Source organism: Caballeronia sp. LZ028 (genome assembly GCF_031451415.1).
Taxonomy (GTDB): Bacteria; Pseudomonadota; Gammaproteobacteria; order Burkholderiales; family Burkholderiaceae; genus Caballeronia; species Caballeronia zhejiangensis.
Window position 1 is genome coordinate 311,733 of the sequence record NZ_JARUXN010000001.1, and the last position, 25,952, is coordinate 337,684.

Below are 25,952 nucleotides of genomic sequence, written 5' to 3' on the forward strand. Positions count from 1 at the left end.
ATGACCACCGACACCTCTTTCAGCAGCCTGCCGCTCTCGCCGGCGATGCAGTCGAATCTGCAGCAGCTCGGCTATCTGTCGATGACGCCGATCCAGGCCGCGAGCCTGCCGCCGGCGCTCGCGGGCCACGATCTCATCGCGCAGGCGAAAACGGGCAGCGGCAAGACCGCTGCTTTCACGCTGCCGCTGCTCGCCAAACTCGATGCGACCCGCTTCGCGGTGCAAGCGCTCGTTCTCTGTCCGACGCGCGAACTCGCCGATCAGGTCACGCAGGAAATCCGCCGCCTGGCGCGCGCGGAAGAGAACGTGAAAGTGCTGACGCTGTGCGGCGGCACGCCGATGCGCCCGCAGATCGCGAGTCTCGAGCACGGCGCGCATATCATCGTCGGCACGCCGGGACGCATCATGGATCACCTGCAGCGCGAGACGCTTTCGCTCGATGCGGTCCGCACGCTCGTCCTCGACGAAGCGGATCGCATGCTCGACATGGGTTTCTTCGACGATATCGCGTCGGTCGCGCGCCAATGCCCGAAAGATCGTCAGACGCTGCTCTTTTCGGCGACGTATCCGGAAGGCATCGCGAAACTGAGCCAGCAGTTCCTGCGCAATCCGCGCGAAATCAAGCTCAAGGAACAGCACAGCAACGCGAAGATCAAGCAGCGCTTCTATCAGGTCGAGGATCACGAGCGCCTGCATGCCGTCGGCTTGCTGCTCGATCACTATCGCCCGGTCAGTACGATCGCGTTCTGCAACACGAAGCAGCAATGCCGCGATCTGCTCGACGTTCTGTCCGCGCAAGGCTTCGAAGCGCTGACCTTGCACGGCGAACTGGAGCAGCGCGAGCGCGACCAGGTGCTCGTGCAGTTCGCGAATCGCAGTTGCTCGGTGCTCGTCGCCACCGATGTCGCCGCGCGCGGGCTCGACATCGCGCAACTGGAAGCGGTGATCAACGTCGATGTGACGCCGGACCCGGAAGTGCATGTGCATCGCATTGGCCGCACCGGTCGCGGCGATGAGGAAGGCTGGGCGCTGTCGCTCGCGAGCATGGACGAAATGGGGCGCGTCGGCGCGATCGAAGAGGCGCAGCGCGCGGAAGTGGAATGGCATCCGCTCGACGAACTGACGTCGGCGGAACCGGGTCATCTGAAGCCGCCGATGGCGACGCTGCAAATTCTCGGCGGCCGCAAGGACAAGATTCGCCCCGGCGACGTGCTCGGCGCGCTCACCGGCGAAGCGGGCTTCGACGGCAAGCAGATCGGCAAGATCAACGTGATGGACATGGTCACCTACGTGGCCGTCGAGCGAAAGGTCGCGGACGACGCCGTGCGCAAGCTGAGCGCGGGCAAGCTCAAAGGCCGCAAAGTGAAAGTGCGCCGGATGTGATCGCGCTCACGCCTCGCGCGACGCGTCTCCCACGATGCGTTCGGACGACTGTTTGCGCGTGACGAGCCGCAATCCGCTCGCGATGCTTCCCGCGCCCGCGAACGCCGCGCCCAGCGACAACGCGAGCGCCGGGCCATGCTTTCCGGCGATGCTGAAACACAACGCGACGAGCGCCGCGCCCGTCGCCTGTCCGATCAGACGCGACGTCGCGATCATGCCGCTCGCGCCGCCGCTGCGTTCGCGCGGCGCGCTCGACATGAACGCCTTCAGATTCGGCGACTGAAAGAAACCGAAGCCCGCGCCGCAAATCGCCATGCGAATGCAGATCTCCAGCGCATGCGGCTCTGCGGGCAGCATCGCGAGCGAAACCATTCCCACGCATAGAATCGCCAGCCCGACGCCGCCGAGCAGACCGGGCGCGTGACGATCGGAAAGACGTCCGGCGATCGGCGCCATGAGCGCGACGAGCGCGGACCACGGCGTCATCAGAAATCCTGTTTCGACCTGACTGCGACCGAGCACGCTTTCGAAGAAGAACGGCAGCGACACGAACGCGAGCCCTTGCGCGGCGAACGAGCAGATGGCGGTCATCGTCGAAAGGGCGAACATCGGGCGGCGGAAGAGATCAACGGGCAGCATCGGTGCGGGATGGCCGCGTTCGCGTCGCAGCAGCAGGAAGCCCGCGACGAGCGCGACGCCGAAGGACGCGAGCACGGTGTGCGCGGGCGCGCGCTGGGCCGCTTCGCCGAGCGCGAAAATCAGCGACGCGAACGTGACGACGTTGAGCAGCGCCGCGAAACGATCGAAGCCGTGCGCTGCGCGCTTCGTCTGCGGCAGCGACGGCCATGCGATCATCAACGCGAACACGCCGACCGGCAAGTTGACCGCGAAGAGCCACGGCCAGGTGCCGAGCGAGAGGACGATCGACGCGACCGTCGGCCCGATCGCGAACGCGATCCCGACGACGAGCGCATTCAGCCCGACGCCGCGTCCGAGCCGGTGCGGCGGAAAAATCGCGCTGATGAGCGCCGCATTGACGCTCATGATCGCGCTCGCGCCGAGGCCTTGCAGCAGGCGCGCGGCGACGAGCGTCGGCAGCGACCACGAAAACGCGCATACCGCCGACGCGATCAGAAACACGATCAGCCCGCCGAGATAGACGCGCCGATGCCCGAGAATGCCGCCGAGCGCGGCGAACGGGAGCAGCGTCGCGACCATCGCGAGCTGATAGGCGTTGATGATCCAGACGGAGGCCGCGGGCGTCGTGTGCAGATCGGCGGCGATCGCGGGCAGCGCGGTATTGGCGATGGCGGTGTCGAGCGTCGCCAGCGCGACCGAGAGCAGGATCGCGGCCATGCCGCGGCGCTCGAGCGGGGTCATCGGGGCGTCGGGATCGTGAGGCAGGTCTTGCGGGCGTTCTTCGGTGAGCACGACGGGCATTCCGGATGTAAGCGGACGGAGAATAATCCGAAACGATACGGGAAGATTGGCGGTTTCGCTGGATGGGTGCCCGGGAGCTTTCAAAGCGATGTCAGCGGTTATGCTTTTACGGCTTTGGTTCATCGAAGGAGACCGATGATGACGATACGGATCGTGAGACTGGGAACGCCGCGCGCGGAGAACGAGGGATTGCGGATCGGCACGGTGCGGCGGCCGCCGCGCGGCGTGCCGAAGGCCGAGTTCGCGAAGCGCGATTTTTATGACGTGTGGTATCCGGTGCTAGCGCCGACGCCGGAACTGGTGACGCAGGCGCTTCATGCCGAGAACGACAAGGATTGGCGCGCGTTCGTGAAGAAGTTCAAAGCGGAGATGGCTGAGTCGGATGCGAGCAAGACGCTCGATTTGCTGGCGGCGTTGTCGCATACCGCAAACTTTTCGGTCGGGTGTTATTGCGAGGATGAGGCGCGGTGTCATCGCTCGGTGTTGCGGGAATTGTTGCAGGCGCGCGGGGCGGAGGTGGTTTGAGAGTCCGATAACTCCAGAGCCGGAGTCTATAATTCGGCTTCACGTGAGCGCCCGCGGCGGGGCGGGCGCGTCGGCAATCTGATTCGGATGTCTGAATTCAACCGGAACGGATGTCGCGATGGGGCAAGTAGTTAGTAGTGCATCGACAAACGAGAGGATCTCATCGCAAATCTTGAAGCCAACTGCGTTCCGGTCTCCATGCTGTATGGAAATGTCGACGAATATGACGTCTTTCTGGAGGAGCGTCGAAAGTTGATGGCCCTCAAGATCAAGGCCTGGTTCGAAGTGCTTTGAGAATTGTCGACGCGTAGGTTGTCGGCGAGGTGTATGCGACAACTGACAAACGAAATCAACCCGGTTGGAGGTCGCTACGTTCGGCCGGGTTTGCGATGCACTGCGCGCGCGACGGTCGTTGCATGAGAAAGACGCCGTGCTGATCCGACGCGCACGAAAAGCAAAGCCCGGTCAGCTTTCGCTAACCGGGCTTCGTAATGCTTGGTGGGGCGTGAGTGACTCGAACACTCGACCTACGGATTAAGAGTCCGCTGCTCTACCAACTGAGCTAACGCCCCAACAGAAGCGAAATTATAGCGGGAGCTTTTGCAGAAGCGCAAGCCCTCGCAGCGAAAATTCTTAACTTTCTGACGAAACCGTCCCTGAAGGGCGTCTGCGAGCGCGCGACGCCCCGGTATCATGACGCATCTTCAGCCACCGCATCGCGAAAGAAGAACCATGGACGAAACCGCCATCCGCGCCTTGCTCGACGACATCCTCGCGCCGTGGGTCAAGGAACTGCGCCTCGCGCCCGAATCCATCGCCGAAAACGCCGTCACGCTGCGCTTGCCGTATTCGGATCATCTGCGTCACGCGGGCGGCGTCATCTGTGGGCAAGTTTTCATGGCCGCCGCCGACACCGCGATGGTCATCGCCGCCTCGCACGTTCTCGGCGGGTTCCAGCCGATGACGACCGTCTCCCTCAACACCACATTCATGCGCCCGGTCAAAACCGGCGACGTGCTGATCACCGCGCACATCCAGCGCCGCGGCCGCAATCTCGTCTTCTGCGAAATCGAGATGCACGACGAACAAGGCGAACTCGCCGCGCACGCCACGACTACCTACGCGCTCATCAACAAGTGAACGACAAATAAATGTTCGACCAAGTCGTATTCGCCGGCGGCGGAAACCGCTGCTGGTGGCAAGCCGGCTTCTGGGACGTCATCCAGCCGGAACTGGATCTCAGGCCGCGCATCATCGCGGGCATATCGGCGGGCGCGGCCACGGCGTGCATGCTCTACACGAACCAGTCGCGCTGGGTGATGGACTACTACGCCCACGCCCTGCGCGACAACACGCGCAACGCCTACTGGGGCAACCTGCTGCGCGGCCGATCGGTGTTTCCGCACTACCGCATCTATCGCCAGGCGCTGCTCGACATCTTCGCGAACCGCTTCCACGAACTCGCGTCGGCGCCCGAGATCCGCATCGGCGTGTCGCATCTGCCGCGCTGGCTCGGCGCGCGCAGCGCGGTCGCGGCGGGCCTCATCGCGTACAACATCGAAAAATACGTGCGCAAGACGCTGCATCCGACGCTCGGCCAGGCGCTCGGCTTTCATCCGGAATTCGTGAAGGCGCAGGAATGCGCGACGATCGAAGATCTCGCCGATCTCATCCTGCAATCGTCGAGCACGCCGCCGTTCACGCCGATCCTCCGGCGCAACGGCCGCCCGGTTCTCGATGGCGGCATGGTCGACAACGTGCCCGTCTCCGCGCTCGATCCATCGCCGGGACTCGTCCTCGTGATGGTCACGCGCCTCTATCCGCGCGAGCGCATGTTCGTCGTGCCGCACGGCGAGCAGAAGCGCCTTTACATCCAGCCGTCGCGCAAAGTGCCGATTTCGAGCTGGGACTATACGAGTCCGGCGCAAATGCAACATGCTTATGATCTGGGCCGCGCGGACGGCGAAGACTTCCTGGAACGTCTTCCGCGCCTGATGGAAACCGCTTCGCATCTCGCTTGAGGAGCAGACCGTGGCGAAGAAACACACGTACGAACTGACCGTCGACTGGACCGGCAATCTCGGTTCCGGCACATCGGCTTACGACGCGTATTCGCGCGATCACCTCGTGCGCGTCGGCACGAAGACGGCGATCGAGGCGTCGAGCGATCCGGCGTTTCGCGGCGATCCCGCGCGTCACAATCCCGAAGAGTTGTTCGTGGCGTCGCTCTCGTCGTGCCACATGCTCTGGTATCTGCACTTGTGCGCGACGAACAAGATCGCGGTGACCGGTTATGTCGATGAAGCCATCGGCACGATGCAGGAGGAATCGAAGGGCGACGGACGTTTCGTCGATGTGCTGCTGCGTCCGAAGGTGACGATCGGCGCGGGCAGCGACGCCGGTCTCGCGGCGCGCCTGCACGAAGAGGCGCACCGCTTTTGCTTCATCGCGAACTCGGTGAATTTTCCGGTGCGCTGCGAGCCGTCGATCGAAATGTCGACGCTCTGATCTTCGCCGCGACGAAACTCAACGGCGGCGCGCGTGGTGAAGCGCTTCCTTGTTGAAAACGCTCGAGGTATCGCCCGCATCGAACGCGAGGATGTTCCTGAACGCCGCGCCGAAATACAGCTCGTAACTCTCGCGCTCCACATAGCCGATGTGCGGCGTGCAGATCACGTTCTCCAGACGCAGCAGGCCGTAGCCTTGCAGAATCGGCTCGCTTTCGAACACATCGACGGCGACCATGCCCGGCCGGTTGTGGTGCAGCGAGTTGAGCAGCGCGTTCTCTTCGAGCAGTTCGGCGCGGCTCGTGTTGACGAACAGCGCGGTCGGCTTCATACGCATCAGATCGTCCTGCTTGACGATGCCAGTCGTCTCGTCCGTCAGACGCAGATGCAGCGTGAGCACGTCGCTCTGTTCGAAAAGCGCCTCGCGGCTTTCGGCGACCGCGAATCCATCTTCGCGCGCGGCGCTTGCCGAATGCTCCCGTCCGTAGACGAGCACGTTCATGCCGAACGCTTTGCCGTAGCCCGCGACGAGCTTGCCGATCTTGCCGTAGCCCCAGATGCCGAGCGTCTGTCCGCGCAACACTTGGCCCAAGCCGAAATTCGGCGGCAGCGCCGATGTCTTCAACCCCGACTGCTGCCACGCGCCTTGCTTCAGGTTTGCGACGTACTGCGGAATGCGCCGCTGCGCCGACATGATGAGCGCCCACGTCAGTTCGGCGGGTGCGATCGGCGAACCTGTGCCTTCCAGCACTGCGATGCCGCGTTCCGTACACGCATCGATATCGATATGCCCGCCGCCCGCGCGTCCCGTCTGGCTGATCATGCGCAGTTTCGGACATTTGTCGAGCAGTTGCGAGCTGATGCGCGTGCGTTCGCGAATCAGCACGAGCGCGTCCACTTCCGACAATCTGCTGGCCAACTGTCCAAGACCACGCACCGTGTTATTGAAGACCTTCACCTCATGGTCATCGAGCAGATGGAAGCAATCGAGCTTCCGGACGGCATCCTGGTAGTCGTCGAGAATGGCGATTTTCATGGGCATTGGGTGGCTTTTGTTAGGCATCAAACGTGCTGCTTTTTAATCGAAGGCGAGAATGTAGCGCTAAGTTCGGGTAAATACCGATAAATTGCGCTCTATTCGTCGTTATTGCGCTGCATCAACGAGTTCATGCAATGCAGTGTTATGCTTGACTCCCATTTTTCAGGAGCCTCGTCAGGCCGCGCCAAAATAAAGAAATTCGGCACAAGTAGCGGAAAACACGATGATCCGCGAGGAGACAGGCCACTTAGTATCTCTTTTTAACAGTTTGTTCCTTTGCGACGCAAGCCGCGAAAAGGTACGGTTTGCTGCGTAAGGATTCATGCCCGTGACGCCGCATTGGCTCGCGAACCGCATTTCGTGCGATGAAAGCGCGTAAAGCAGCGCTGCAAAATGCACGAAAGCGCCCGGCGGTTCGAGTCGCACACGCCTCTCGCATGCAGCGTCAGTGGGGCCATTGGTTTTCATTGCAGAAGAACGGAGACAGCTCGATGAACCAGCCCGCAGTAGTCGAAGACAACCAAAAAAACGCCGTCGAAATCGAAGCGCCGGCCTATGTCCGGCACCGAAGACTCATCGAATGGGTCCAGCAAATCGCGGCCCTGACCAAGCCGGATCGCATCGAATGGTGCGACGGGTCGCAGGAAGAATACGATCGGCTCTGCCAGCAGATGGTCGAAGCCGGCACGATGAAGAAGCTCAATCCCGAGGAGCGCCCGAATTCCTTCCTCGCTTGGTCGGATCCCTCGGACGTGGCGCGCGTCGAAGATCGCACGTTCATCTGCTCGCAGCGGCGCGAAGACGCCGGCCCCACGAATAACTGGATCGATCCGCAGGAAATGCGCGTCACGCTCGACGGCCTGTTCGACGGGTCCATGCGCGGCCGAACGATGTATGTCGTGCCGTTCTCGATGGGCCCGCTCGGCTCGCCGATCGCGCATATCGGCGTGGAATTGTCGGACAGCCCGTATGTCGTGACGAACATGCGCATCATGACGCGCATGGGACGCGCCGTGTACGACGTGTTGGGCGAGAACGGCGAGTTCGTGCCGTGCGTGCATTCCGTCGGTGCGCCGCTCGTCGATGGGCGCAAGGACGTGCCTTGGCCGTGCAACGACACGAAGTACATTGTCCATTTTCCCGAAAAGCGCGAAATCTGGAGCTTCGGCTCGGGATACGGCGGCAACGCGCTGCTCGGCAAGAAATGCTTCGCGCTGCGCATCGCCTCGACGATGGGCCGCGACGAAGGCTGGCTCGCCGAGCACATGCTGATTCTCGGCGTGACCTCGCCGCAGGGGCGCAAGTATCACGTCGCGGCGGCGTTTCCGTCGGCGTGCGGCAAGACCAACTTCGCGATGCTGATTCCGCCGAGCGACCTGAACGGCTGGAAGGTCACGACCATCGGCGACGACATCGCGTGGATCAAGCCGGGCCGCGACGGGCGTCTCTACGCAATCAATCCGGAAGCGGGCTATTTCGGCGTCGCGCCCGGCACGAGCGAAAAGACCAACTTCAACGCGATGGCCACGTTGAAGGAAAACGTGATCTTCACGAACGTCGCGCTGACCGACGACGGCGATGTCTGGTGGGAAGGCATGACCGACACGCCGCCCGCGCATCTGATCGACTGGCAGGGCCGCGACTGGACGCCGGCAATCGCGAAGGAAACCGGCGCGAAAGCCGCGCATCCGAACGCGCGCTTCACCGCGCCGGCGTCGCAATGTCCGTCGATCGATGCCGATTGGGAAAATCCGGCTGGCGTGCCGATCGATGCGTTCATCTTCGGCGGACGCCGCTCCAACACCGTGCCGCTCGTCACTGAAGCGCGCGACTGGAAGGAAGGCGTCTACATGGCCGCGACGATGGGCTCCGAAACCACCGCCGCCGCCGCGGGGCAACAAGGCGTCGTGCGCCGAGATCCATTCGCGATGCTGCCGTTCTGCGGCTACAACATGGCCGATTATTTCGGCCACTGGCTGAAAATGGGCGAGCGCCTCGAAGCGACGAACGCGAAAGCGCCGAAGTTCTTCTGCGTCAACTGGTTCCGCAAGGGCGACGACGGCAAGTTCGTGTGGCCGGGCTTCGGCGAAAACATGCGCGTGCTGAACTGGATGATCGGCCGTATCGAAGGCACCGCGAAGGGCGAGGAGCACGCGTTCGGCATTTCGCCGCGCTACGAGGACATCGACTGGGGCGCGCTCGGCTTCTCGCGCGAGCAGTTCGAGCAGGTCATCTCCGTCAGCGATGCCGCCTGGCGCGACGAACTCGCGCTCCACGACGAGCTTTTTTCGAAGCTCAAGCACGGTTTGCCGGAAGCTCTGCCGGACGCCAAGGCCGGTATGGAGAAGCGCCTCGCCGCATAAGCGTCGCATCCGGCGCGCTCGCGCGCCGTATTTATATCGAAAACTGAATCAATCCCTTTTTATCGGGCCCGCAGCGACGGGCCCGATTTGCTCCTCGCGTACACCGCCGAAATTGACGCGGCAAGTGCTTTCAAAATTCCATCAATCGGATTGCACTGATCTTGGTGTTGTGCAAATCGCAACAATCGGTGATCTTTCATCCGCGTAACGCGCCTAACATCCAGATTTTTTTCGATTTTTTTGTGCTTCCGGGCAACTTCTGCACAAAAACGCCGGTCCTAGGATAATCCTGAATTGCTTTGCAGCAGAATTCGAGCCGTCTAGCGGCAGGAGTTGTCTTATGGATCATTTGCAGTCGATGAGAGTGTTCGTCCGCGTCGCGGATCTCGGGAGTTTCGCCCGTGCCGCAAGCGCGATGGACATCTCCAATGCGGTGGCTACGCGGCACGTCGCGGACCTGGAAGGACGCCTCGGCACGCGCTTGCTCAACCGCACGACGCGCAGCCTCTCGCTCACCGAGTCCGGCCAGGTTTATCTGGAGCGGGCGCGGCAAATTCTCGACGAACTGGAAGACGTCGAACAAATGGTGGTGGCGCGCAATCACGAACCGCTCGGTTCGCTCAGGATCGTCGCGCCCGTCGTGTTCGGTCTGCATAATCTCGCGCCCGTGCTACAGACGTATGCGCAGCGTTATCCGAAAGTCGTGCCGGACGTGACGCTGGTGGATCGTCAGGTCGATTTGGTCGAGGAAGGCTTCGATGTCGGCATCGTGATCGCGCGGCAGGTGAAAAGCGCAAGCGTCGTCACGCGGCGTCTGACGACGGGCTGCATGACTGTCTGCGCGACACCCGCGTATCTCGAAGCGCACGGCACGCCGACGCGCCCCGAGCATCTGCTCGAGCATCCGTGCCTGAGCTTGCCGTCGGAATACTGGGGCGACGAGCGCGTGTTCACCGGTCCGGAAGGCGAAGTGCGTGTGCGGCCGCAGAACGTGATCATCGCGAACAACACGGAGATGCTGCGGCAGTTCGCGCTGCTCGGCATGGGCATCGCGATTTTGCCGAGCTATTTGATCGGCAACGACACGACGCGCGGCCAGCTCGTGCGTCTGCTCGGCGACTATCAATTGCCGCAGGTCGAGATCAACGTCGCGTATCCGAGCCGCCGTCATTTGCCGGCGAAGGTGCGGACGTTCATCGATCACCTCGTCGAGCATTTCAGCCAGACGCCGAATCATCAACTCGGCGAGCAGTGGATTCGCGATGGCCGCGGCAGGCCGGTGGCGCATTCGCACTACGAGCACGCCGACGAACCGGCGACGCCCGCGCCGCGCGCGCGCCCGATCGACGGCGAACTCGCGCCGAAGCTATCGAAACCGTCGCGTACGCGAGGGCGTGTGCCGGCGGCATCGCCTTTCTGAAAGGCTCGCGCCAGGCGCAAATAAAAAACCCCCGCGACGTTTCTCGCGGGGGTTTTCTTTCTGACGGACTCCGAGAACGATCAGCTCGTCTTCTTCGCCGGAGCTTTCTTCGCTGCCGCCTTCTTCGCGGGCGCTTTCTTGGCTGCAGTCTTCGCGGACGTGGTCTTGGCGGCGACTGCGACATCGCTGTCGCCGTTGTCGTCGCCGCTGTCGGCTTGAGCTTCCGCTGTCGCGCCGCGCTTCGCCGCCGTCTTCGCGCCCGGTTTGGCCTCCTTCTTCTCGAATTCGAAGCCGATCTTGCCATCCGGCTGCTTCACGAGGAATGCCTTGAAGTTGCGTCCGGTGCGCGACGACTTGAAGTTCGTCAGCAGATCGGTGCGGCCCGCGCCCAGCAGCTTTTCCATCTGTTCGCGGGTGATTTCCTGCTGAAGGATCACCTTGCCGGAGCGGAAGTCGCAAGTCTTCGGATTCGACACCGAGTTTTCGCACACATAGCTCATGCCGTGTTCGAACACGCGCGACTGGCATTTCGGACATGCGCCGACCGGCGTCTGCTCGGAGAAATCGGGCGGTTCGCCGTCTTCGCCGCCGGAATCCTGACCGAAGTCGAATTCGAGCTTGTAGTTCTTGATTTCGTCGTCCAACGCGAGCTTGAGGATCGCCGAGAACGGACGGCCCATCTTGCTGCGAAAGCCCGACAGCGGCCCGATGGTCTTCTCGCGCAGCAATTCCTCGACTTCAGGAATCTCGAACTGACGTCCGCCCGGAATCTTCGAAATCGAAAACTCGCACTTCGTGCACGCGAACCGGCGATAGTTCTCCTTCACCTGCGCGCCGCAATTCGGGCAGGGCGTTTCGAGCGTCGCGTAATCGCCGGGGATCGTGTCGGAGTCGTACTCTTTCGCGCGTTTGACGATGGTTTGCGTCATGCGCGCGATTTCCTGCATGAACGCATCGCGATGCAGGTTGCCGCGCTCCATCTGCGAAAGCTTGTGCTCCCACTGGCCCGTCAATTCGGGCGCGGTGAGCTCCTCGACGCCGAGACCGCGCAGCAAGGTCATCAACTGGAATGCCTTGGCCGTCGGGATCAGCTCGCGGCCTTCGCGCACCATGTACTTCTCGCCGAGCAGACCTTCGATGATCGCCGCGCGCGTCGCCGGCGTGCCGAGACCTTTCGCGGCCATCGCGTCGCGCAGTTCCTCGTCTTCGACGAGCTTGCCCGCGCCTTCCATCGCCGAAAGCAGCGACGCCTCGTTGTAGCGCGCGGGCGGCTTGGTCACGAGACCGTGCGCCTCGACCTTTTCGACATCGACCTTTTCGTCCTTCTGCACCGGCACGAGATTGCCTTCCTCGCCCGCGGCTTCGCGGCCGTAGACCTGCAGCCAGCCGGGCTCGACCAGCACCTTGCCTTCCGTCTTGAAGTGATGCCCGGAAACTTCGGTGATGCGCGTCGTCACGAGATATTCGGCCGCCGGGAAAAACACCGACAGGAAGCGCTTGACGACGAGGTCATACAGCTTCTGCTCGGGCTCGGACAGCGCTTTGGGCGCCTGCAGCGTCGGGATGATGGCGAAGTGGTCGCTGATCTTCGAATTGTCGAAGATGCGCTTGTTCGGCTTCACCCAGCCCTTGTCGAGCACCTGCTTCGCGAACGGCAGATAGTTGTTGCTCTCCTTGAGCATGGTCATCGTGTCTTTGACCGTGTTCAGGTAGTCCTCGGGCAGCGCGCGCGCGTCGGTACGCGGATAGGTGAGAACCTTGTGCTTTTCGTACAGCGCTTGCGCGAGGCCGAGCGTGTTCTTCGCCGAAAAGCCGAAGCGGCTGTTGGCTTCGCGCTGCAAGCTGGTCAGATCGAACAGCAGCGGCGACATTTGCGTCGACGGCTTCGATTCCTCGGTCACGGTGCCGGTCTTGCCGCGGCACGCCGCGACGATGGATTCCGCCGCCGGCAGGCTCCACAGGCGCGAATCGCGCTGCTCCGGATCGTTTTCGACGCGCTTGAACTTCGGATCGAACCAGCGGCCTTCGTACAGGCCCTTCGCGGCGATGAACTCGGCGCGCACTTCCCAGTAATCGCGCGGCACGAATCGCCGAATCTTCTCTTCGCGTTCGACGACGATCGACAACGTTGGCGTCTGAACGCGGCCGACGGTCGTCAGGAAGAAACCGCCGCCCTTGCTGTTGAACGCGGTCATCGCGCGCGTGCCGTTGATGCCGACGAGCCAGTCCGCTTCCGAGCGGCAGCGTGCGGCGTCGGCGAGCGGCTGCATGTCGGCATCGCTGCGCAGGTTCGCGAAGCCTTCGCGGATCGCGGCAGGCGTCATCGACTGCAGCCACAGGCGCTGGACCGGCTGCTTCGCCTTCGCATGCTGCGCGATCAGACGGAAAATCAGCTCGCCCTCGCGCCCCGCGTCGCATGCGTTGATGAGGCGGTCGATATCTTTTCGCTTCATCAGCTTCGTCAGCACCTTGAGGCGCGACTCGCTTTTCGCGATGGGATTCAGGTCGAAATGCGGCGGAATGACCGGCAGATTGGCGAAGCTCCATTTGCCGCGCTTGACGTCGTACTCCTCGGGCGCCGCGATCTCGAGCAGATGGCCGACCGCGGACGAGAGCACGTAGTCGTCGCTCTCGTAGTACTCGTCATGCTTGGTGAAGCCGCCCAGCGCACGCGCGATGTCGTTCGCGACGGAAGGCTTCTCAGCGATGATCAGGGCTTTGGACATGACTCAAAAGGGTTGGTAACTGGCAGCGGCCCGGTTTGGACTGCTTTAACGACCGCTTTATAGCACACGCTTTGCGCGGCGGGCGCCGAACCGCGAATCCGGGCGTTTCGATATCCGGCCCGCGAAGCGCGTTGCGAGAGACGCGAAAGGTGCGTTTCGCGGGCGTCGCAATCAGGCCGTAGCAAGCGCCGGGCGCAGTTTCGGCGCACCGACCATGCCCGGCAGCGCGGTCAGATCGGTGAGCATCCGGTCGACGATGGAAGCCTGCGGCAGAACCGTGCCGAAGAATCGCGTCGTGACCGAGTCCTCGATCAGGATGGTAGGAAAATTTTCCACGTCGAGATCGTCGAAACGGTCGGCGTGATTCTCGATGTCGATCCACGCGAAGCAGACGTCCGGATGCGCGTCCGCCAGCTTGTCGAACCCTTCGCGATACTCGCGGCACGTTCCACACCATTCCGCGCACAGGCAGGCGACGAACAGCGTGCCGGGCACGGCGATGCGTTCCGCGATGAGATCGGCGTCGGTATCGAGATTCAGCGCGGACATGACGGGTGCGAGATCCTTATTGGTGTCGGCTGCGGGGACGGCTCATTTTTCCGCGAATGTAGCACGACGAGGAATCACGAGCGCTGCACCGCCGCGTAGCGACCGCCCGCGAGCGCGGCCACCTGGCCCGACAATTCGAGCTGCAGCAGCGCGCCTTGCAACGCCGCCCCGTCCAGATCGGTGCGCGTCGCGAGGATTTCAAGCGTCGCGGGCGCATGGCCGAGCGCGCCGAGCACGCGCGCGGCATCGGCGTTCATCGGCGTGTCGTGCAGCGCCGCCGATGCCCACGATGCGCTCACCGGCCGCAGCCTCCCGCGCTTTGCCGCCGACCCCGCCGCGCTTGCCTGCGCCGACGAGAAACCGAACTCTTCGAGCACTTCTTCCGGCGTTTCGACGAGCTTCGCGCCCTCCTTTATCAGCCGATGACAACCCTGCGAAAGCGGCGCGTGGACGGAGCCAGGCATCGCAAAAACATCGCGCCCCATTTCGTTGGCGAGCCGCGCGGTGATGAGCGAGCCGGAGCGCATCGCGGCTTCGACGATCAGCACGCCGCCCGACAATCCCGCGATCAGCCGGTTGCGCTGTGGGAAGTTGGCGGAGCGCGCGGGCGTGCCGAGCGGCCATTCGGAGAGCATCGCGCCGTCGCGGGCGATTTCGTGCGCGAGCGTGTGATGCGCGGCGGGATACACGAGATCGGCGCCCGTGCCGATGACCGACACCGTGCCGGTCGCACCCTCCAGCGCTCCGCGATGCGCGGACGCATCGATGCCGAGCGCGAGCCCCGACACGACCGCAAGTCCCGCATCCGACAGCACGCGGGCGAAGCGGCGCGCGTCCTCCAGACCTTGCGGCGTCGCATGCCGGCTGCCGACGATGGCCACCGCGCGCGCCTGCAGCAGATCGAGCCGGCCCTTCGCATAGAGCAACGGCGGCGGATCGGGCATCGTCAGCAGCGCTTGCGGATAGGCGGCGTCGGCGAGCGTCAGGACGTGGTTGCCCGGTTCGGATGCCCACGCCGAAGCCGCTTCAATATAGTGGTCGAACGAAACGCCTTCGATGTCCGCGGGTGGCGCGAGCACGGCTTCGGCTGTGCGGGCGTCGGTGGTTTCCGCGAGCGTCGCAAAACTCTCCGACAAAACCTCGCGCGGACCGCCGAAAGTACCGAGCAACGTGCGCAGCGCGAGCGGGCGCAGCTCTTTGGCGTGCGCGAGCCGCAGCCAGGCGCGCAGTTCGTCGGCATCGAGTGTGGAGGCGGCTTCCTCGGTCGGCAGGTCGGCGGTCGTCATGTTAAGATTTTTGATCCGGAATAGATAAAGAAAGGTCGCTCAGGCACGTTTGAAAGCCCGCAGCGACGCCCATCGGCCGCTTGCCGGCGGCGTTGAATCCACTGGATTCACCCGCATATCTTCGGCATGCCGCCCCATTACCCGCAACCTGGCCGAATGGCCGATTTACACGCGTCGCGGCGCGCGTAGACAATCCGAATCATGGCTCTGCTCAAGATACTCAACTACCCGGACAAGCGTCTGAACAAGGTGGCGAAACCTGTCGCCGTGGTCGACGACCGCATCCGCAAGCTCGTCGCCGACATGGCCGAGACGATGTACGCCGCGCCCGGCGTCGGCCTTGCCGCGACGCAGGTGGATGTGCACGAGCGCGTGATCGTGATCGACGTCTCGGACGCGCACGACCAGCTGATGGTCTTCATCAACCCTGAGCTCGTCTGGACGAGCGAGCAGAAGAAGGAATGGGAAGAGGGCTGTCTTTCGGTGCCGGGCATTTACGACTTCGTCGAGCGCCCTGACAAGGTGCGCGTGAAGGCGCTGAACGAGAAGGGCGAAACCTTCGAGCTCGATTGCGACGGCTTGCTCGCGGTGTGCATCCAGCACGAGATGGATCATCTGGCTGGCCACGTTTTCGTGGAATATCTGTCGACGCTTAAGCAGACGCGCATTCGCGGCAAGATGAAAAAGCTGGAAAAGGCGCTGTAACCGATGACTCAATCGCTGCGCGTGGTTTTCGCCGGTACGCCGGAATTCGCTGCCGCCGCGCTCGCGGCCATTCACGCAGCCGGTTTTTCCGTGCCGCTGGTTTTGACGCAGCCCGACCGGCCCGCCGGACGCGGCATGAAGCTGACCGCCAGTGCGGTCAAGCGCTTCGCCGTCGAGCATGGTCTGAAGGTCGCGCAGCCAACGTCGCTGCGTCGCGCGGGCAAGTATCCGCAGGAAGCGGCGGAAGCCATCGATTTGCTGAAGGCCACGCCGCACGACGTGATGGTCGTCGCCGCATACGGGCTCATCCTGCCGCAGGAGGTGCTCGATATTCCGCCGCGCGGCGCGATCAACATTCACGCTTCGCTGTTGCCGCGCTGGCGTGGCGCGGCGCCGATCCATCGCGCGATCGAAGCGGGCGACGCAGAAACCGGCATCACGCTGATGCAGATGGACGCCGGCCTCGACACCGGCGCGATGATCCGTGAGGCGCGCACGCCGATTCTCGCCGACGACACGACCGCCACGCTGCACGACAGGCTCGCGCAGATGGGCGCGGAATTGATCGTCGCCGCGCTGCGCGATCTTGAACGCGATGGCGCATTGCCGTCCACGCCGCAGCCGGACGAAGGCACGACCTACGCGGAAAAGATCGCGAAGAACGAAGCCGCGCTCGACTGGCGTCGTCCGGCGGAAGAGCTCGCGCGCCAGATTCGCGCGTTCGATCCGTTTCCCGGCGCGTTCGGCACGCTCGACGGTGCGCCGATCAAGATCTGGGCGGCGCAACCGGTCGACGGTGCGGGCGAACCGGGCGCCATCGCCGATGTTTCCCCGGACGGTATCGTCGTTATGTGCGGCAGCGGCGCGCTCAAACTCACGCAACTTCAGAAACCGGGCGGCAAGCGCTTGCCCGCGCGGGAATTTCTCGCGGGCGCGCCGCTCGCGAAGGGCCAGCGTTTCACGCTGCAGTGAAGGACGGCAGGACAGACGCAGCGCTAAAATAAATCGTTGTCAACGCGCGCCTGTCTGTCTGGAGTTTTTCGATGCTCGGCATTACCGGTTTCACCTTCTTTCTCGTCGCCGTCTTTCTTCTAAACGTCACGCCCGGCCCCGATACGGCTTACATCGTCGGACGCAGCGTCGCTCAAGGGCGCGGCGCGGGCATCGTTTCGGCGCTCGGGATTTCCGCTGGCTGCATCGTCCATACGCTCGCGTGCGCCTTCGGGTTGACGGCGATTCTCGCTGCATCGGCGACGGCGTTCACGGTCATCAAGATTGCCGGCGCGATTTATCTGATTTATCTCGGCGTGCGCCTCATTTTCGCGAAGCACGACGACACCGAAACCGCGCGCGAGACGCAAAACGAAAAAGCCACGCCGAAATCGCTCGGCCAGCTTTTCGCGCAAGGCTTCGTCACGAACGTGCTGAATCCGAAGGTCGTGTTGTTCTTCGTGTCGTTCTTTCCGCAGTTCGTCGCCGCCGACAGCCAGCACAAGACGCTCGCGTTTCTCGCGCTCGGGGTCGTGTTCATCGCGATGAGCACGGTCTGGAACAGCTTCGTCGCGTGGATCGCGGGCAGCGTCACCGAGCGCTTCGCGGGCAAATCGGGCGTGAAGAAGTGGCTGGATCGCGGGGTCGGCAGCGCGTTCGTCGGACTCGGTATCAAACTCGCGACGACGCATCGATAAATCGCGCAATCTCGGATTGAATTATTGCCGGCTGCCACTATCTAACATTTTGCTTACAATTGTCGTCCCGGTCATGTTGGCCGGGGCAACCGCGCACTTCGCGCACTGCATACAGGGAGAGGAGCTCCGGACATGTTCAACTGGGTCAAAACCGCGATGCTGATGGCTGCGATCACGGCCCTCTTTGTCGTGATCGGCGGAATGATCGGCGGATCGAAGGGCATGATGCTCGCGCTGATCGTCGCGCTCGGCATGAATTTCTTTTCGTACTGGTTCTCGGACAAGATGGTCCTGCGCATGTACAACGCGCAGGAAGTCGACGAAACCACCGCGCCGCAGTTTTATCGCATGGTGCGCGAGCTCGCGACGCGCGCTCAATTGCCGATGCCGCGCGTCTATCTGATCAACGAAGACGCGCCGAACGCGTTCGCCACGGGCCGCAATCCCGAGCACGCGGCGGTCGCGGCGACCACGGGCATTTTGCGCGTGCTGTCCGAGCGTGAAATGCGCGGCGTGATGGCGCACGAACTGGCGCACGTGAAGCACCGCGACATCCTCATCTCGACCATCTCCGCGACGATGGCCGGCGCGATCTCGGCGCTCGCGAACTTCGCGATGTTCTTCGGCGGTCGCGACGACGAAGGTCGTCCGGCGAATCCCATCGCGAGCATTCTGGTGGCGATTCTCGCCCCGATCGCGGGTGCGCTGATCCAGATGGCGATTTCCCGCGCGCGCGAATTCGAAGCCGATCGCGGCGGCGCGGAAATTTCGGGCGATCCGCAAGCGCTCGCGAGTGCGCTCGAGAAGATTCACGCATACGCGACCGGCGTGCCGTTCCCGACCGCCGAGCAGCATCCGGCGACTGCGCAGATGATGATCATGAATCCGCTGTCGGGCGGCGGCATCGCGAATCTGTTCTCGACGCACCCGGCGACCGAAGAGCGCGTCGCCCGCCTGATGGAAATGGCGCGCACCGGCCGCTTCTAAAACCTGCAACGTCGTAAAGCAAGGCCGTTCCGGTTACGCCGGAGCGGCCTTTTTCTTGTTCGGCCGCCGCCGTCCGGGCGCGCAATTCCCGCACGTTACAATTCCCCGTTCGCGCGAACTCTGCGCGTCGCCGTTGACCGTCCCCGTTTCGCCATGACCGACAAGCCTTCCCGCCGGCCCGCCGCCGCGCATTTCCGTCTGAGCGCGTTGCGTCTCGCGCCCGATTCGCTCGCGTTCGCGCTCGACAGCGCGGCGCAGGCCGTCGGCGCGGTGCGCGCGGGCTCGGCGCTGCCGGCGGCGTTGCAGACGGTCGTCGCGTCGGCGAAGCACGCGAGCGCGCGCGGGGCGGTGCAGGACATCGCGTATCGGACCATGCGCCGTCTCGCGCTCGCCGATGCGCTGCTGCACAGGCTCGTGAAGAAGGTGCCGCCGCCGCATGTGGCGAACGTGCTCGTCTGCGCGTTCGCGCTGCTGACCGACGACGAAGCGCATGCCGCTTACTCGCCCTTCACCGTGGTCGATCAGGCGGTGAGCGCGATCGCCGCGCGCCGCGAATTCGCGTTTGCGAAGGGCCTGGTGAACGCGGTGCTGCGCAATTTTCTGCGTGAGCGCGACACGCTGATCGACGAAACGCGCACAAGCGAAGTCGCGCGCTGGAATTATCCGCAATGGTGGATCGACGCGGTGAAGCGCGGCCAGCCGGATGCCTGGGAGCGCATCCTCGAAGCGGGCAACGCGCAAGGTCCGCTCACGCTTCGCGTGAACGCGCGGCACGCGAGCGTCGACGACTATCTCGCGCGCCTCCGCGACGGGCATATCGAAGCCGACGCCGCCGGCCTGCACGCGGTGCGCCTGAGAACGCCGATGCCCGTCGATCGCATTCCCGGGTTCGACGAAGGCGTCGTGTCGGTGCAGGACGCCGGCGCGCAGCTCGCCGCGCAACTGCTCGGCGTGAAGGACGGCATGCGCGTGCTCGATGCCTGCGCCGCGCCGGGCGGCAAGACGGGCCACATTCTCGAACTCGCGAACGTCGATCTGATCGCGCTCGAAAGCGACGCCGAGCGTTCTGGCCGCATCGGACAAAACTTGCAGCGTCTGAAACTCGACGCGCAAATCAAGATCGGCGACGCGGGCGATCCCGCGCAATGGTTCGACGGCGCGCCCTTCGACCGCATTCTCGCGGACGTGCCGTGCTCGGCCTCGGGCATCGTGCGGCGTCATCCGGATATCCGCTGGCTGCGGCGCGCATCGGATATCGATGCGCTCGTCGCCGAGCAAAGGCGCATCGTGAGCGCGCTGTGGCCGCTCGTCGCGAAGGGCGGCGAGTTGCTCTACGTGACGTGCTCCATCTTTCCCGAGGAGGGCGAAGAGCAGGCCCGCTGGTTTGGAACCGCACATGAAGATGCGGTACGATTGGACGCGCCGGGCCAATTGTTGCCGACAGCGGCGCGCGCAAGCGCGGTCGCGGCGCAAGGTTCACCGGACAGTACAAATCTCGCGAACCCGCATCGGGACGCGGAGACTCTCGCGGACCACGACGGATTCTTCTACGCGCGCTTTCAGAAACGGTGACGATCAAACGCTTTTTTCCGCTTCGGCTCGCGGCCGTCATCTGGACTGCGCTGACGCTCTGGCTGACGTTCGCCGCGGCCGATTCCGCGTTCGCCGAGACGATCGCCGTGCAGCGCGCGTCGCTGCAAGCGGACAATGCCGGCTGGAGCTTGGACGCGCATTTCGACTTCGACCTGAACAACAGCCTCGAAGATGCCGTGAACCGCAGCGTGCCGCTCTATTTCACGATCGACTTCAACCTGTCGAGACCGCGCTGGTACTGGTTCGATGAAGAGCCGGTCAACGTGTCGCAGAGCATCCGTCTGTCATTTCAACCGCTCACGAACGAATATCGCGTGTCGACGGGCGGCCTGCAATTGCGCTTCGCATCGTTGAACGAAGCGCTCGCGGTCATCAAGCATGTGACTTCGTGGCATGTCATCGACCGTAATCAGGTGCATGGCGGCGAAACCTATACCGCATCGGTGCGTATGCAGCTCGACATCGCATTGATGCCCAAGCCGTTCCAGATCGACGCGGTGAACAATCGCGACTGGAACCTTTCCTCGGACTGGAAGCGTTTTACTTTTACGGCGGCAGAACGTGCGAAATAGATTTCGACGCGGCCGCACGGACATGAAGAGTTTCGTCGTCCGCTTGCTGGTCTCCACGGTGGCGCTCACGGCAGTCCTGCTGCTCGTGATGCTCGCGCTCGCGAGCGCGAACACCGAGTTCTTCGACCGCTACTACGGCTGGCTCTACGCGGCGAATGTCGCGGTGGCGATGGTCTTCATGCTGATCGTCATCAGCCTGTTCATCATCATCGTGTCGAGGGTGAGGCAAGGGCGCTTCGGCACGCGCCTGCTCGCCAAGCTCGCGTTCATCTTCGCGCTCGTCGGCGTGGTGCCGGGCGCGATCATCTATGTGGTTTCGTATCAGTTCGTGTCGCGCAGCATCGAGTCGTGGTTCGACGTGAATGTCGAAACCGCGCTCACCTCCGGTCTGACGCTCGGGCGCGGCATGCTCCAGACATCGCTCGCCGATTTCAAGAACCGCGGCCGGCAGATGAGCGATCAGCTCGCGAGCGCCGATCCATCGAGTCTCACGCTGTCGCTTTTGCGGCTGCGCGATCAGTACGGCGTGCAGGACGCCGTCGTGTTCGAGCGGCCGCGCGATCAGTACAACCGCGAGGATCTCGCGGCGAACAACAGTTCGCAACGCGTGCCCGGATTGCGCACGGTCGCGCAGGCATCGGGCAATTACTACGCGCTCCTGCCGGCCAACGAGCCGACCGGCACGATGCTGCGGGAGGCGCAGGATCATCCGTACGGCGCGATCGAAGGCGAGATCGACGGCGATCCGAAATCGAACGGGCCGAAGGGCGCATTGCGATTGCGCGTGCTCACGAAGATTCCCGATCCGACGACGACCACGGAATTTCAGCACGTCGACCGTTTCCTGCAGATCGAGCAGCCCGTGAGCCAGGAGCTCGCGCGCAACGCCGACGCCGTGCAGCGCGCGTATCGCGAATATCAGGAGAAGCGGCTCGGGCGCACCGGCTTGCGCAAGATGTATATCGGCACGCTGACGCTCGCGCTTTTTCTCGCGACCTTCATCGCGATGATGCTCGCGCTCGCGCTCGGCAATCAGCTCGCGCGGCCGTTGTTCCTGCTGGCGCAGGGCACGAAGGAAGTGGCCGAAGGCGACTACACGCCCAAACGCGAGATCAATTCACGCGACGAACTCGGCTTTCTCACGCAGTCCTTCAACGCGATGACGCGCCAGCTTTCCGAGGCGCGCGCGGCGGTCGAGAACAATCGCATCGCACTGGAGCATTCGAAGGCGTATCTGGAGAGCATTCTCGCGAACCTCACCGCGGGCGTGTTCGTGTTCGACCGGCAGTTCCGTCTCTCCACCGCGAATCGCGGCGCGGAGCGCATCTTCCGCCAACCGTTCGCCGCGTTGCTCAATCAGCCGCTCGATCAGATCGAGGTGCTCGCCGAGTTCGGCGCGATGGTCAAAAAGGCGTTCGCCGAGCGCGACGCGGCGGCGGTCGGCAGCGATCATCCTGTCGGCGATCGCGGTCACTGGCAGCAGCAGGTTGCGGTGACGGTGCCGGGCGAGAGCGATCCGCTCACGTTGCTCGTGCGCGGCACGCAGTTGTTGAGCGTGACCGAAAGCGACACCGACGACGCGGAAACCACGGGCTACGTCGTCGTGTTCGATGACATATCGGACGTCATCTCCGCGCAGCGTTCCGTCGCGTGGGGCGAAGTCGCGCGGCGTCTCGCGCACGAGATCAAGAATCCGCTCACGCCTATTCAGCTTTCAGCCGAACGTCTGCAGATGAAGCTCGCCGACAAGCTCGCGCCGCCGGATGCGGACGTGCTGAAGCGCGCATCGACGACCATCGTCAATCAGGTGCAGGCGATGAAGCAGATGGTCGACGACTTCCGCGAATACGCGCGCACGCCGCCCGCGGTGCTCGGCAATCTGCAACTGAACGATCTCGTCGCGGAAGTGCTGACGTTGTACGGCATCGAGGACGGCAAGACGCCGATCAAAGTCGATCTCGCGAAGCTGCCGGTGATACGCGGCGATGCGACGCAGATCCGCCAGGTCATCCACAACTTGTTGCAGAACGCGCAGGATGCGGTGGCCGAAGTCGCGGAGCCGCGCGTGCTGCTCGAAACGAGGACAGTAGAATATGGCGAGCCCGATGCATCGGGTCATGCGCGCGTCGCGGTTCGCCTGACTGTGTCGGACAACGGCTCGGGCTTTCCGGCGCGTATTCTTTCGCGTGCTTTCGAGCCTTACGTGACGACGAAAGCGAAAGGCACGGGCCTGGGACTTGCGACCGTGAAGAAGATCGTCGACGAGCACGGCGCGCGCATCGACATACGCAACCGCTCGAAGAGCGCGGATGTGATCGAAGGCGCGCAGATATCGATTCTGTTTCTACAACTCGCGGACGATACCGCGGCGCCCGGCGCGACGCCTGGCTCCGGTGCGCCGGCGAATCATGGAACGACAAAAGCAACAGTGCAGACAAGGGCAGCGTAAATGGCAACCATCCTGGTGGTAGACGATGAAATGGGGATCCGGGAACTGCTCTCCGAGATCCTGAGCGACGAAGGCCATGTTGTGGAAGTGGCGGAAAACGCGCAGCACGCGCGCGACTACCGTCTACAGCAAACGCCCGATCTCGTTTTGCTCGACATCTGGATGCCCGATACCGACGGCGTAACGCTCCTCAAGGAATGGGCCGCGCAGGGCAAGCTCACGATGCCGGTCATCATGATGTCGGGGCATGCGACTATCGACACGGCCGTCGAGGCGACGAAGATCGGCGCGCTCAACTTCCTCGAAAAGCCGATCGCGCTGCAGAAACTGCTGAAGGCCGTCGAGCAGGGACTCGCGCACGGCACTGCGGCGGCGCCCGCGGCGACGGCGGCGAAGCCTCCGTCGAGCGTGAACGCATCGGGCGTGCCGGTCGCGGCTGCGCTGCCGACGGCATCGGCGCTGAATGCATCGAACGATGCGGCGGCGAGCGGCGCGGCGCAGAATCAGCCTGGGCAGACGGCGTCGATCTCGTTCGATATTCCGTTGCGCGACGCCCGCGATGCGTTCGAACGCGCGTACTTCGAATATCACCTTGCGCGCGAGAACGGCAGCATGACGCGCGTCGCCGAAAAGACGGGGCTGGAGCGCACGCACCTGTATCGCAAGTTGAAGCAGCTCGGCGTCGATCTTGGGAAGAACAAGAACGAGGTGTGAGCGCGGCCCCGGACATTTTCAGAAAAATGCGCAAAGGGGCTTGAGGCGCGGGATAGTCTCTGCTATAGTTTCACCTCTTCGTTGGCCCGGTAGCTCAGTTGGTAGAGCAGCGGATTGAAAATCCGCGTGTCGATGGTTCGATTCCGTCCCAGGCCACCAGAATGCAAGAAGCCCGAGAGTGTTATCGCTCTCGGGCTTTTTCATTTTTCGCATGTGAAAAACGCGCAGTCCGTGTAAGCCGACTGCGCGTTCTTTTTTCAGCGATCCGGCGCTTACTTCGGATTGGCCGCGACGAAATTCTTGAACGCGGTGTAAGACGCCTTCTGCGTTTTGCCGTCGTTCTTCAGCAGGCCGTACGCGCCTTCGCCGCCTGCGGGATCGTCATACAACTGGTACGTCTGAATCGCCTGGATGTTGTACTTCGACGCCAGCGCGACGAACTGCGCCATCATCTTGTTGCCGACGAGATACGACGCGATCTGCTGATCCGAGCCATACCACGGACGCACGCCGTATTCGTTGAGCCAGATCGGCTTGCCGAACTGCTGCAGTGTTCCGAGTACGTCATGGCAACCCGTGCCGCCGCACGCGTTGGTGATGTCGCCCATATCCGAATACCAGTGCCACGCGGTGATGTCCCAGTTCACGACCGGGTGCCCCGTCGTGCCGTCCGGCTGCGTGCCGGCCGCGAGCATCTGATCCACGGCGTAATGCATCCACGTACCGCCGCCCATGATGATCTTGCCGTTCGTATCGACCGACTTCACGCCGGCGATCATGCCGCGAATGACGCCGCGCGCGATCTGAAATTTCGCGTTGTCGAACTGCTGCGGATAGACGCCGTCGACGTTGTTGTAAATCGTCATCGCGTCGAGTTCGTTCGACACTTCGTAGTACGGGTACTTGTAGGCGGTGGCCGTCCAGACGCCCAACTGATAGCCGGCGTTATACGCGTCGGTCTCGGTGTTGAAGTCGATGCTCATCAGCATGACGGGATACACGGTCACGCCGCCCGCTGCCATCGTCTTCGCGATGCCTGCCAGCTTGTTCGCCGATGACTGGTTGTACACCTCGTTCCGATACAGCTTCACGCCGAGATCCTGCAACTGCGAGAGCTGCAGCGCCGGGCTGGAGATGTCGTACGCGCCGCCTTCGTTGTTGTGGCCGTTGGCGCCGTAGAAGATCGTGCTCGTGGTTGTCGCGGCCGCCGCCTTGCGGCTCGCCGCGGCTGTGGTCGATGCGGTGTCGAGCGCGTCGTTGCCGCCGCCTCCGCACGCTGCCAGCAACACGCTGGTTGCCACGGCAGCGGTGATAAGGCTCGCCTTGGGTGCCCGTAATGCGTCAATGACGCGCAAGCTGGTCTGAATGTATTTTTTCATTGTATGTACTACTAATGGAGATGTTGTGTATCGGTGAAGTAGGTACGTCTTCAGGAGCGCCGCGAGCCGAAAGGGCGGATCGGAAACGGACCTGCGGTCCCGCTTAACCCTGCGGGAGGGTTTCAAGCCGAGTAACTTCGAGGTGCGAATTAACGGCGGCCGTCAGTCGACGGGGCTTTGATGGCGCGCCAGTGTCCTGCAACTAAAGGAAAAAATACCTGAAACTGTAACGAGCCGCGCCATTTTGTTACATGTATAACGGCGCGCGTGTTGGCGGGTTTAGAGAATTCGTCGGAATTGCCGATTTATTTCTTCCGATGATGGCACGAATTACCGCTTCCCCGCGCGCCAGCGCGCCGAGCTCGGCGAACAACCGCCCTCCGTGTTAAAATTCGCGCCGAATTAAGGACTTGCCTCGTCCTCGGACCCCGCAAGTCCTTTTCTTTTCGGCGCTCCGAATTGCTCGTGCGACGCGCCGGAACATTCGTCCGGCGCTGGTCATCCGTCTCGCATTCCGCTATCGGCGGCATAAAAGGCGTGCGCTTCCGGGCGAAGGCCGCCGGCCTATACTGGACTCGCGGGCGTCTTGCCCGCGCCGCTCGTCGCGAAGTCCGGTCACTCCGACTG

The 25,952-nt window shown here is 63.2% G+C and carries 21 protein-coding genes and 2 tRNA genes; 16 read left to right on the plus strand and 7 right to left on the minus strand.

From position 1 onward, the window contains the following. Positions 1 to 1,383 (plus strand): ATP-dependent RNA helicase DbpA, encoded by a 1,383-nt coding sequence (dbpA, locus tag QCE58_RS01485; protein WP_034470302.1) that lies wholly within the window; start codon positions 1 to 3, stop codon positions 1,381 to 1,383. Positions 1,384 to 1,389: 6 nt separating this feature from the next. Here the strand turns inward: dbpA and QCE58_RS01490 are convergent, their stop codons facing one another. Then, positions 1,390 to 2,763, minus strand: a complete 1,374-nt coding sequence (locus QCE58_RS01490) for an MFS transporter (RefSeq protein WP_034470744.1) — start codon at positions 2,761 to 2,763, stop codon at positions 1,390 to 1,392. A 198-nt stretch (positions 2,764 to 2,961) separates the two neighbouring features. On the opposite strand from QCE58_RS01490, the gene QCE58_RS01495 reads away from it, so the two are divergent. Then, entirely contained in the window at positions 2,962 to 3,348 is a 387-nt protein-coding gene (locus QCE58_RS01495; protein ID WP_034470746.1) for a DUF488 domain-containing protein, read from the plus strand. Between the two features lie 496 nt (positions 3,349 to 3,844). Here QCE58_RS01495 and QCE58_RS01500 read toward each other — a convergent pair. Further along, positions 3,845 to 3,920: transfer RNA gene (locus QCE58_RS01500), tRNA-Lys, on the minus strand. 160 nt (positions 3,921 to 4,080) lie between these two features. Between QCE58_RS01500 and QCE58_RS01505 the strand changes: the two genes are divergently transcribed. The 3 genes from QCE58_RS01505 to QCE58_RS01515 are packed head-to-tail and all read left to right on the plus strand — an operon-like array spanning position 4,081 to position 5,856. Then, positions 4,081 to 4,488 (plus strand): PaaI family thioesterase, encoded by a 408-nt coding sequence (locus tag QCE58_RS01505; protein ID WP_250520881.1) that lies wholly within the window; start codon positions 4,081 to 4,083, stop codon positions 4,486 to 4,488. Positions 4,489 to 4,499: 11 nt separating this feature from the next. Beyond that, positions 4,500 to 5,369: a patatin-like phospholipase family protein gene (locus QCE58_RS01510; RefSeq protein WP_034470311.1), complete on the plus strand. Its 870-nt coding sequence runs from the start codon at positions 4,500 to 4,502 to the stop codon at positions 5,367 to 5,369. Between the two features lie 10 nt (positions 5,370 to 5,379). Further along, positions 5,380 to 5,856 carry an OsmC family protein gene (locus tag QCE58_RS01515; protein WP_175979696.1) on the plus strand — a complete coding sequence of 159 codons (477 nt, stop codon included), beginning with the start codon at positions 5,380 to 5,382 and terminating at the stop codon, positions 5,854 to 5,856. 18 nt (positions 5,857 to 5,874) lie between these two features. On the opposite strand, the gene QCE58_RS01520 is transcribed toward QCE58_RS01515, so the two are convergent. Beyond that, positions 5,875 to 6,891, minus strand: coding sequence for a D-2-hydroxyacid dehydrogenase family protein (locus QCE58_RS01520; protein WP_008352199.1), 1,017 nt, complete (start codon positions 6,889 to 6,891; stop codon positions 5,875 to 5,877). A gap of 494 nt (positions 6,892 to 7,385) precedes the next feature. On the opposite strand from QCE58_RS01520, the gene QCE58_RS01525 reads away from it, so the two are divergent. Beyond that, positions 7,386 to 9,257, plus strand: coding sequence for a phosphoenolpyruvate carboxykinase (GTP) (locus tag QCE58_RS01525; RefSeq protein ID WP_250520882.1), 1,872 nt, complete (start codon positions 7,386 to 7,388; stop codon positions 9,255 to 9,257). A gap of 340 nt (positions 9,258 to 9,597) precedes the next feature. After that, positions 9,598 to 10,677, plus strand: coding sequence for a LysR family transcriptional regulator (locus QCE58_RS01530; protein WP_250520883.1), 1,080 nt, complete (start codon positions 9,598 to 9,600; stop codon positions 10,675 to 10,677). A gap of 80 nt (positions 10,678 to 10,757) precedes the next feature. Here QCE58_RS01530 and QCE58_RS01535 read toward each other — a convergent pair whose 3' ends face one another. The 3 genes from QCE58_RS01535 to dprA form a co-directional block, all read right to left on the minus strand. Further along, positions 10,758 to 13,403 (minus strand): DNA topoisomerase III, encoded by a 2,646-nt coding sequence (locus tag QCE58_RS01535; protein ID WP_034470315.1) that lies wholly within the window; start codon positions 13,401 to 13,403, stop codon positions 10,758 to 10,760. Positions 13,404 to 13,574: 171 nt separating this feature from the next. Next, positions 13,575 to 13,952, minus strand: a complete 378-nt coding sequence (locus QCE58_RS01540) for a thioredoxin family protein (RefSeq protein WP_175979698.1) — start codon at positions 13,950 to 13,952, stop codon at positions 13,575 to 13,577. 74 nt (positions 13,953 to 14,026) lie between these two features. Next, complete coding sequence (dprA, locus tag QCE58_RS01545) at positions 14,027 to 15,238, minus strand: DNA-processing protein DprA (RefSeq protein ID WP_250501623.1); 1,212 nt, start codon at positions 15,236 to 15,238, stop codon at positions 14,027 to 14,029. Positions 15,239 to 15,439: 201 nt separating this feature from the next. Between dprA and def the strand changes: the two genes are divergently transcribed. From def to QCE58_RS01590, 9 genes are all read left to right on the plus strand, one after another. Further along, positions 15,440 to 15,943 (plus strand): peptide deformylase, encoded by a 504-nt coding sequence (gene def / locus QCE58_RS01550; RefSeq protein ID WP_008352192.1) that lies wholly within the window; start codon positions 15,440 to 15,442, stop codon positions 15,941 to 15,943. A gap of 3 nt (positions 15,944 to 15,946) precedes the next feature. Then, positions 15,947 to 16,915: a methionyl-tRNA formyltransferase gene (fmt, locus tag QCE58_RS01555; protein ID WP_250435413.1), complete on the plus strand. Its 969-nt coding sequence runs from the start codon at positions 15,947 to 15,949 to the stop codon at positions 16,913 to 16,915. Positions 16,916 to 16,986: 71 nt separating this feature from the next. After that, positions 16,987 to 17,631, plus strand: coding sequence for a LysE family translocator (locus QCE58_RS01560; RefSeq protein ID WP_008352189.1), 645 nt, complete (start codon positions 16,987 to 16,989; stop codon positions 17,629 to 17,631). 132 nt (positions 17,632 to 17,763) lie between these two features. Then, a complete protein-coding gene (htpX, locus tag QCE58_RS01565) occupies positions 17,764 to 18,618 on the plus strand; it encodes a zinc metalloprotease HtpX (RefSeq protein WP_008352188.1) in 855 nt (284 codons plus the stop codon). A 153-nt stretch (positions 18,619 to 18,771) separates the two neighbouring features. Then, positions 18,772 to 20,190 (plus strand): 16S rRNA (cytosine(967)-C(5))-methyltransferase RsmB, encoded by a 1,419-nt coding sequence (gene rsmB, locus QCE58_RS01570; protein WP_250520884.1) that lies wholly within the window; start codon positions 18,772 to 18,774, stop codon positions 20,188 to 20,190. Beyond that, positions 20,187 to 20,783, plus strand: a complete 597-nt coding sequence (locus QCE58_RS01575) for a DUF4390 domain-containing protein (protein WP_008352184.1) — start codon at positions 20,187 to 20,189, stop codon at positions 20,781 to 20,783. Before rsmB ends, QCE58_RS01575 begins: the two co-directional genes overlap by 4 nt. A 22-nt stretch (positions 20,784 to 20,805) precedes the next feature. Then, positions 20,806 to 23,232, plus strand: coding sequence for a PAS domain-containing sensor histidine kinase (locus QCE58_RS01580; protein WP_284502244.1), 2,427 nt, complete (start codon positions 20,806 to 20,808; stop codon positions 23,230 to 23,232). Further along, on the plus strand, positions 23,233 to 23,946 hold the full coding sequence (esaR, locus tag QCE58_RS01585; RefSeq protein WP_250438795.1) for a response regulator transcription factor EsaR: 714 nt from the start codon (positions 23,233 to 23,235) through the stop codon (positions 23,944 to 23,946). Positions 23,947 to 24,029: 83 nt separating this feature from the next. Continuing rightward, positions 24,030 to 24,105 (plus strand) — tRNA-Phe (locus QCE58_RS01590). Positions 24,106 to 24,218: 113 nt separating this feature from the next. On the opposite strand, the gene QCE58_RS01595 is transcribed toward QCE58_RS01590, so the two are convergent. Continuing rightward, positions 24,219 to 25,325, minus strand: a complete 1,107-nt coding sequence (locus QCE58_RS01595) for a lipopolysaccharide biosynthesis protein (RefSeq protein ID WP_250520885.1) — start codon at positions 25,323 to 25,325, stop codon at positions 24,219 to 24,221. Positions 25,326 to 25,952: the final 627 nt, after the last annotated feature.

Excerpts from the sequence above, each read along its gene's own strand:
- dprA (WP_250501623.1), bottom strand. The coding sequence starts at position 15,238 with ATGACGACCGCCGACCTGCCGACCGAGGAAGCCGCCTCCACACTCGAT.
- QCE58_RS01505 (WP_250520881.1), top strand. The coding sequence starts at position 4,081 with ATGGACGAAACCGCCATCCGCGCCTTGCTCGACGACATCCTCGCGCCG.
- QCE58_RS01490 (WP_034470744.1), bottom strand. The coding sequence starts at position 2,763 with ATGACCCCGCTCGAGCGCCGCGGCATGGCCGCGATCCTGCTCTCGGTC.
- QCE58_RS01595 (WP_250520885.1), bottom strand. The coding sequence starts at position 25,325 with ATGAAAAAATACATTCAGACCAGCTTGCGCGTCATTGACGCATTACGG.
- QCE58_RS01535 (WP_034470315.1), bottom strand. The coding sequence starts at position 13,403 with ATGTCCAAAGCCCTGATCATCGCTGAGAAGCCTTCCGTCGCGAACGAC.
- htpX (WP_008352188.1), top strand. The coding sequence starts at position 17,764 with ATGTTCAACTGGGTCAAAACCGCGATGCTGATGGCTGCGATCACGGCC.
- QCE58_RS01560 (WP_008352189.1), top strand. The coding sequence starts at position 16,987 with ATGCTCGGCATTACCGGTTTCACCTTCTTTCTCGTCGCCGTCTTTCTT.
- QCE58_RS01580 (WP_284502244.1), top strand. The coding sequence starts at position 20,806 with ATGAAGAGTTTCGTCGTCCGCTTGCTGGTCTCCACGGTGGCGCTCACG.
- dbpA (WP_034470302.1), top strand. The coding sequence starts at position 1 with ATGACCACCGACACCTCTTTCAGCAGCCTGCCGCTCTCGCCGGCGATG.
- def (WP_008352192.1), top strand. The coding sequence starts at position 15,440 with ATGGCTCTGCTCAAGATACTCAACTACCCGGACAAGCGTCTGAACAAG.
- esaR (WP_250438795.1), top strand. The coding sequence starts at position 23,233 with ATGGCAACCATCCTGGTGGTAGACGATGAAATGGGGATCCGGGAACTG.
- QCE58_RS01495 (WP_034470746.1), top strand. The coding sequence starts at position 2,962 with ATGACGATACGGATCGTGAGACTGGGAACGCCGCGCGCGGAGAACGAG.
- QCE58_RS01520 (WP_008352199.1), bottom strand. The coding sequence starts at position 6,891 with ATGAAAATCGCCATTCTCGACGACTACCAGGATGCCGTCCGGAAGCTC.
- QCE58_RS01530 (WP_250520883.1), top strand. The coding sequence starts at position 9,598 with ATGGATCATTTGCAGTCGATGAGAGTGTTCGTCCGCGTCGCGGATCTC.
- fmt (WP_250435413.1), top strand. The coding sequence starts at position 15,947 with ATGACTCAATCGCTGCGCGTGGTTTTCGCCGGTACGCCGGAATTCGCT.
- QCE58_RS01540 (WP_175979698.1), bottom strand. The coding sequence starts at position 13,952 with ATGTCCGCGCTGAATCTCGATACCGACGCCGATCTCATCGCGGAACGC.
- QCE58_RS01510 (WP_034470311.1), top strand. The coding sequence starts at position 4,500 with ATGTTCGACCAAGTCGTATTCGCCGGCGGCGGAAACCGCTGCTGGTGG.
- QCE58_RS01525 (WP_250520882.1), top strand. The coding sequence starts at position 7,386 with ATGAACCAGCCCGCAGTAGTCGAAGACAACCAAAAAAACGCCGTCGAA.
- rsmB (WP_250520884.1), top strand. The coding sequence starts at position 18,772 with ATGACCGACAAGCCTTCCCGCCGGCCCGCCGCCGCGCATTTCCGTCTG.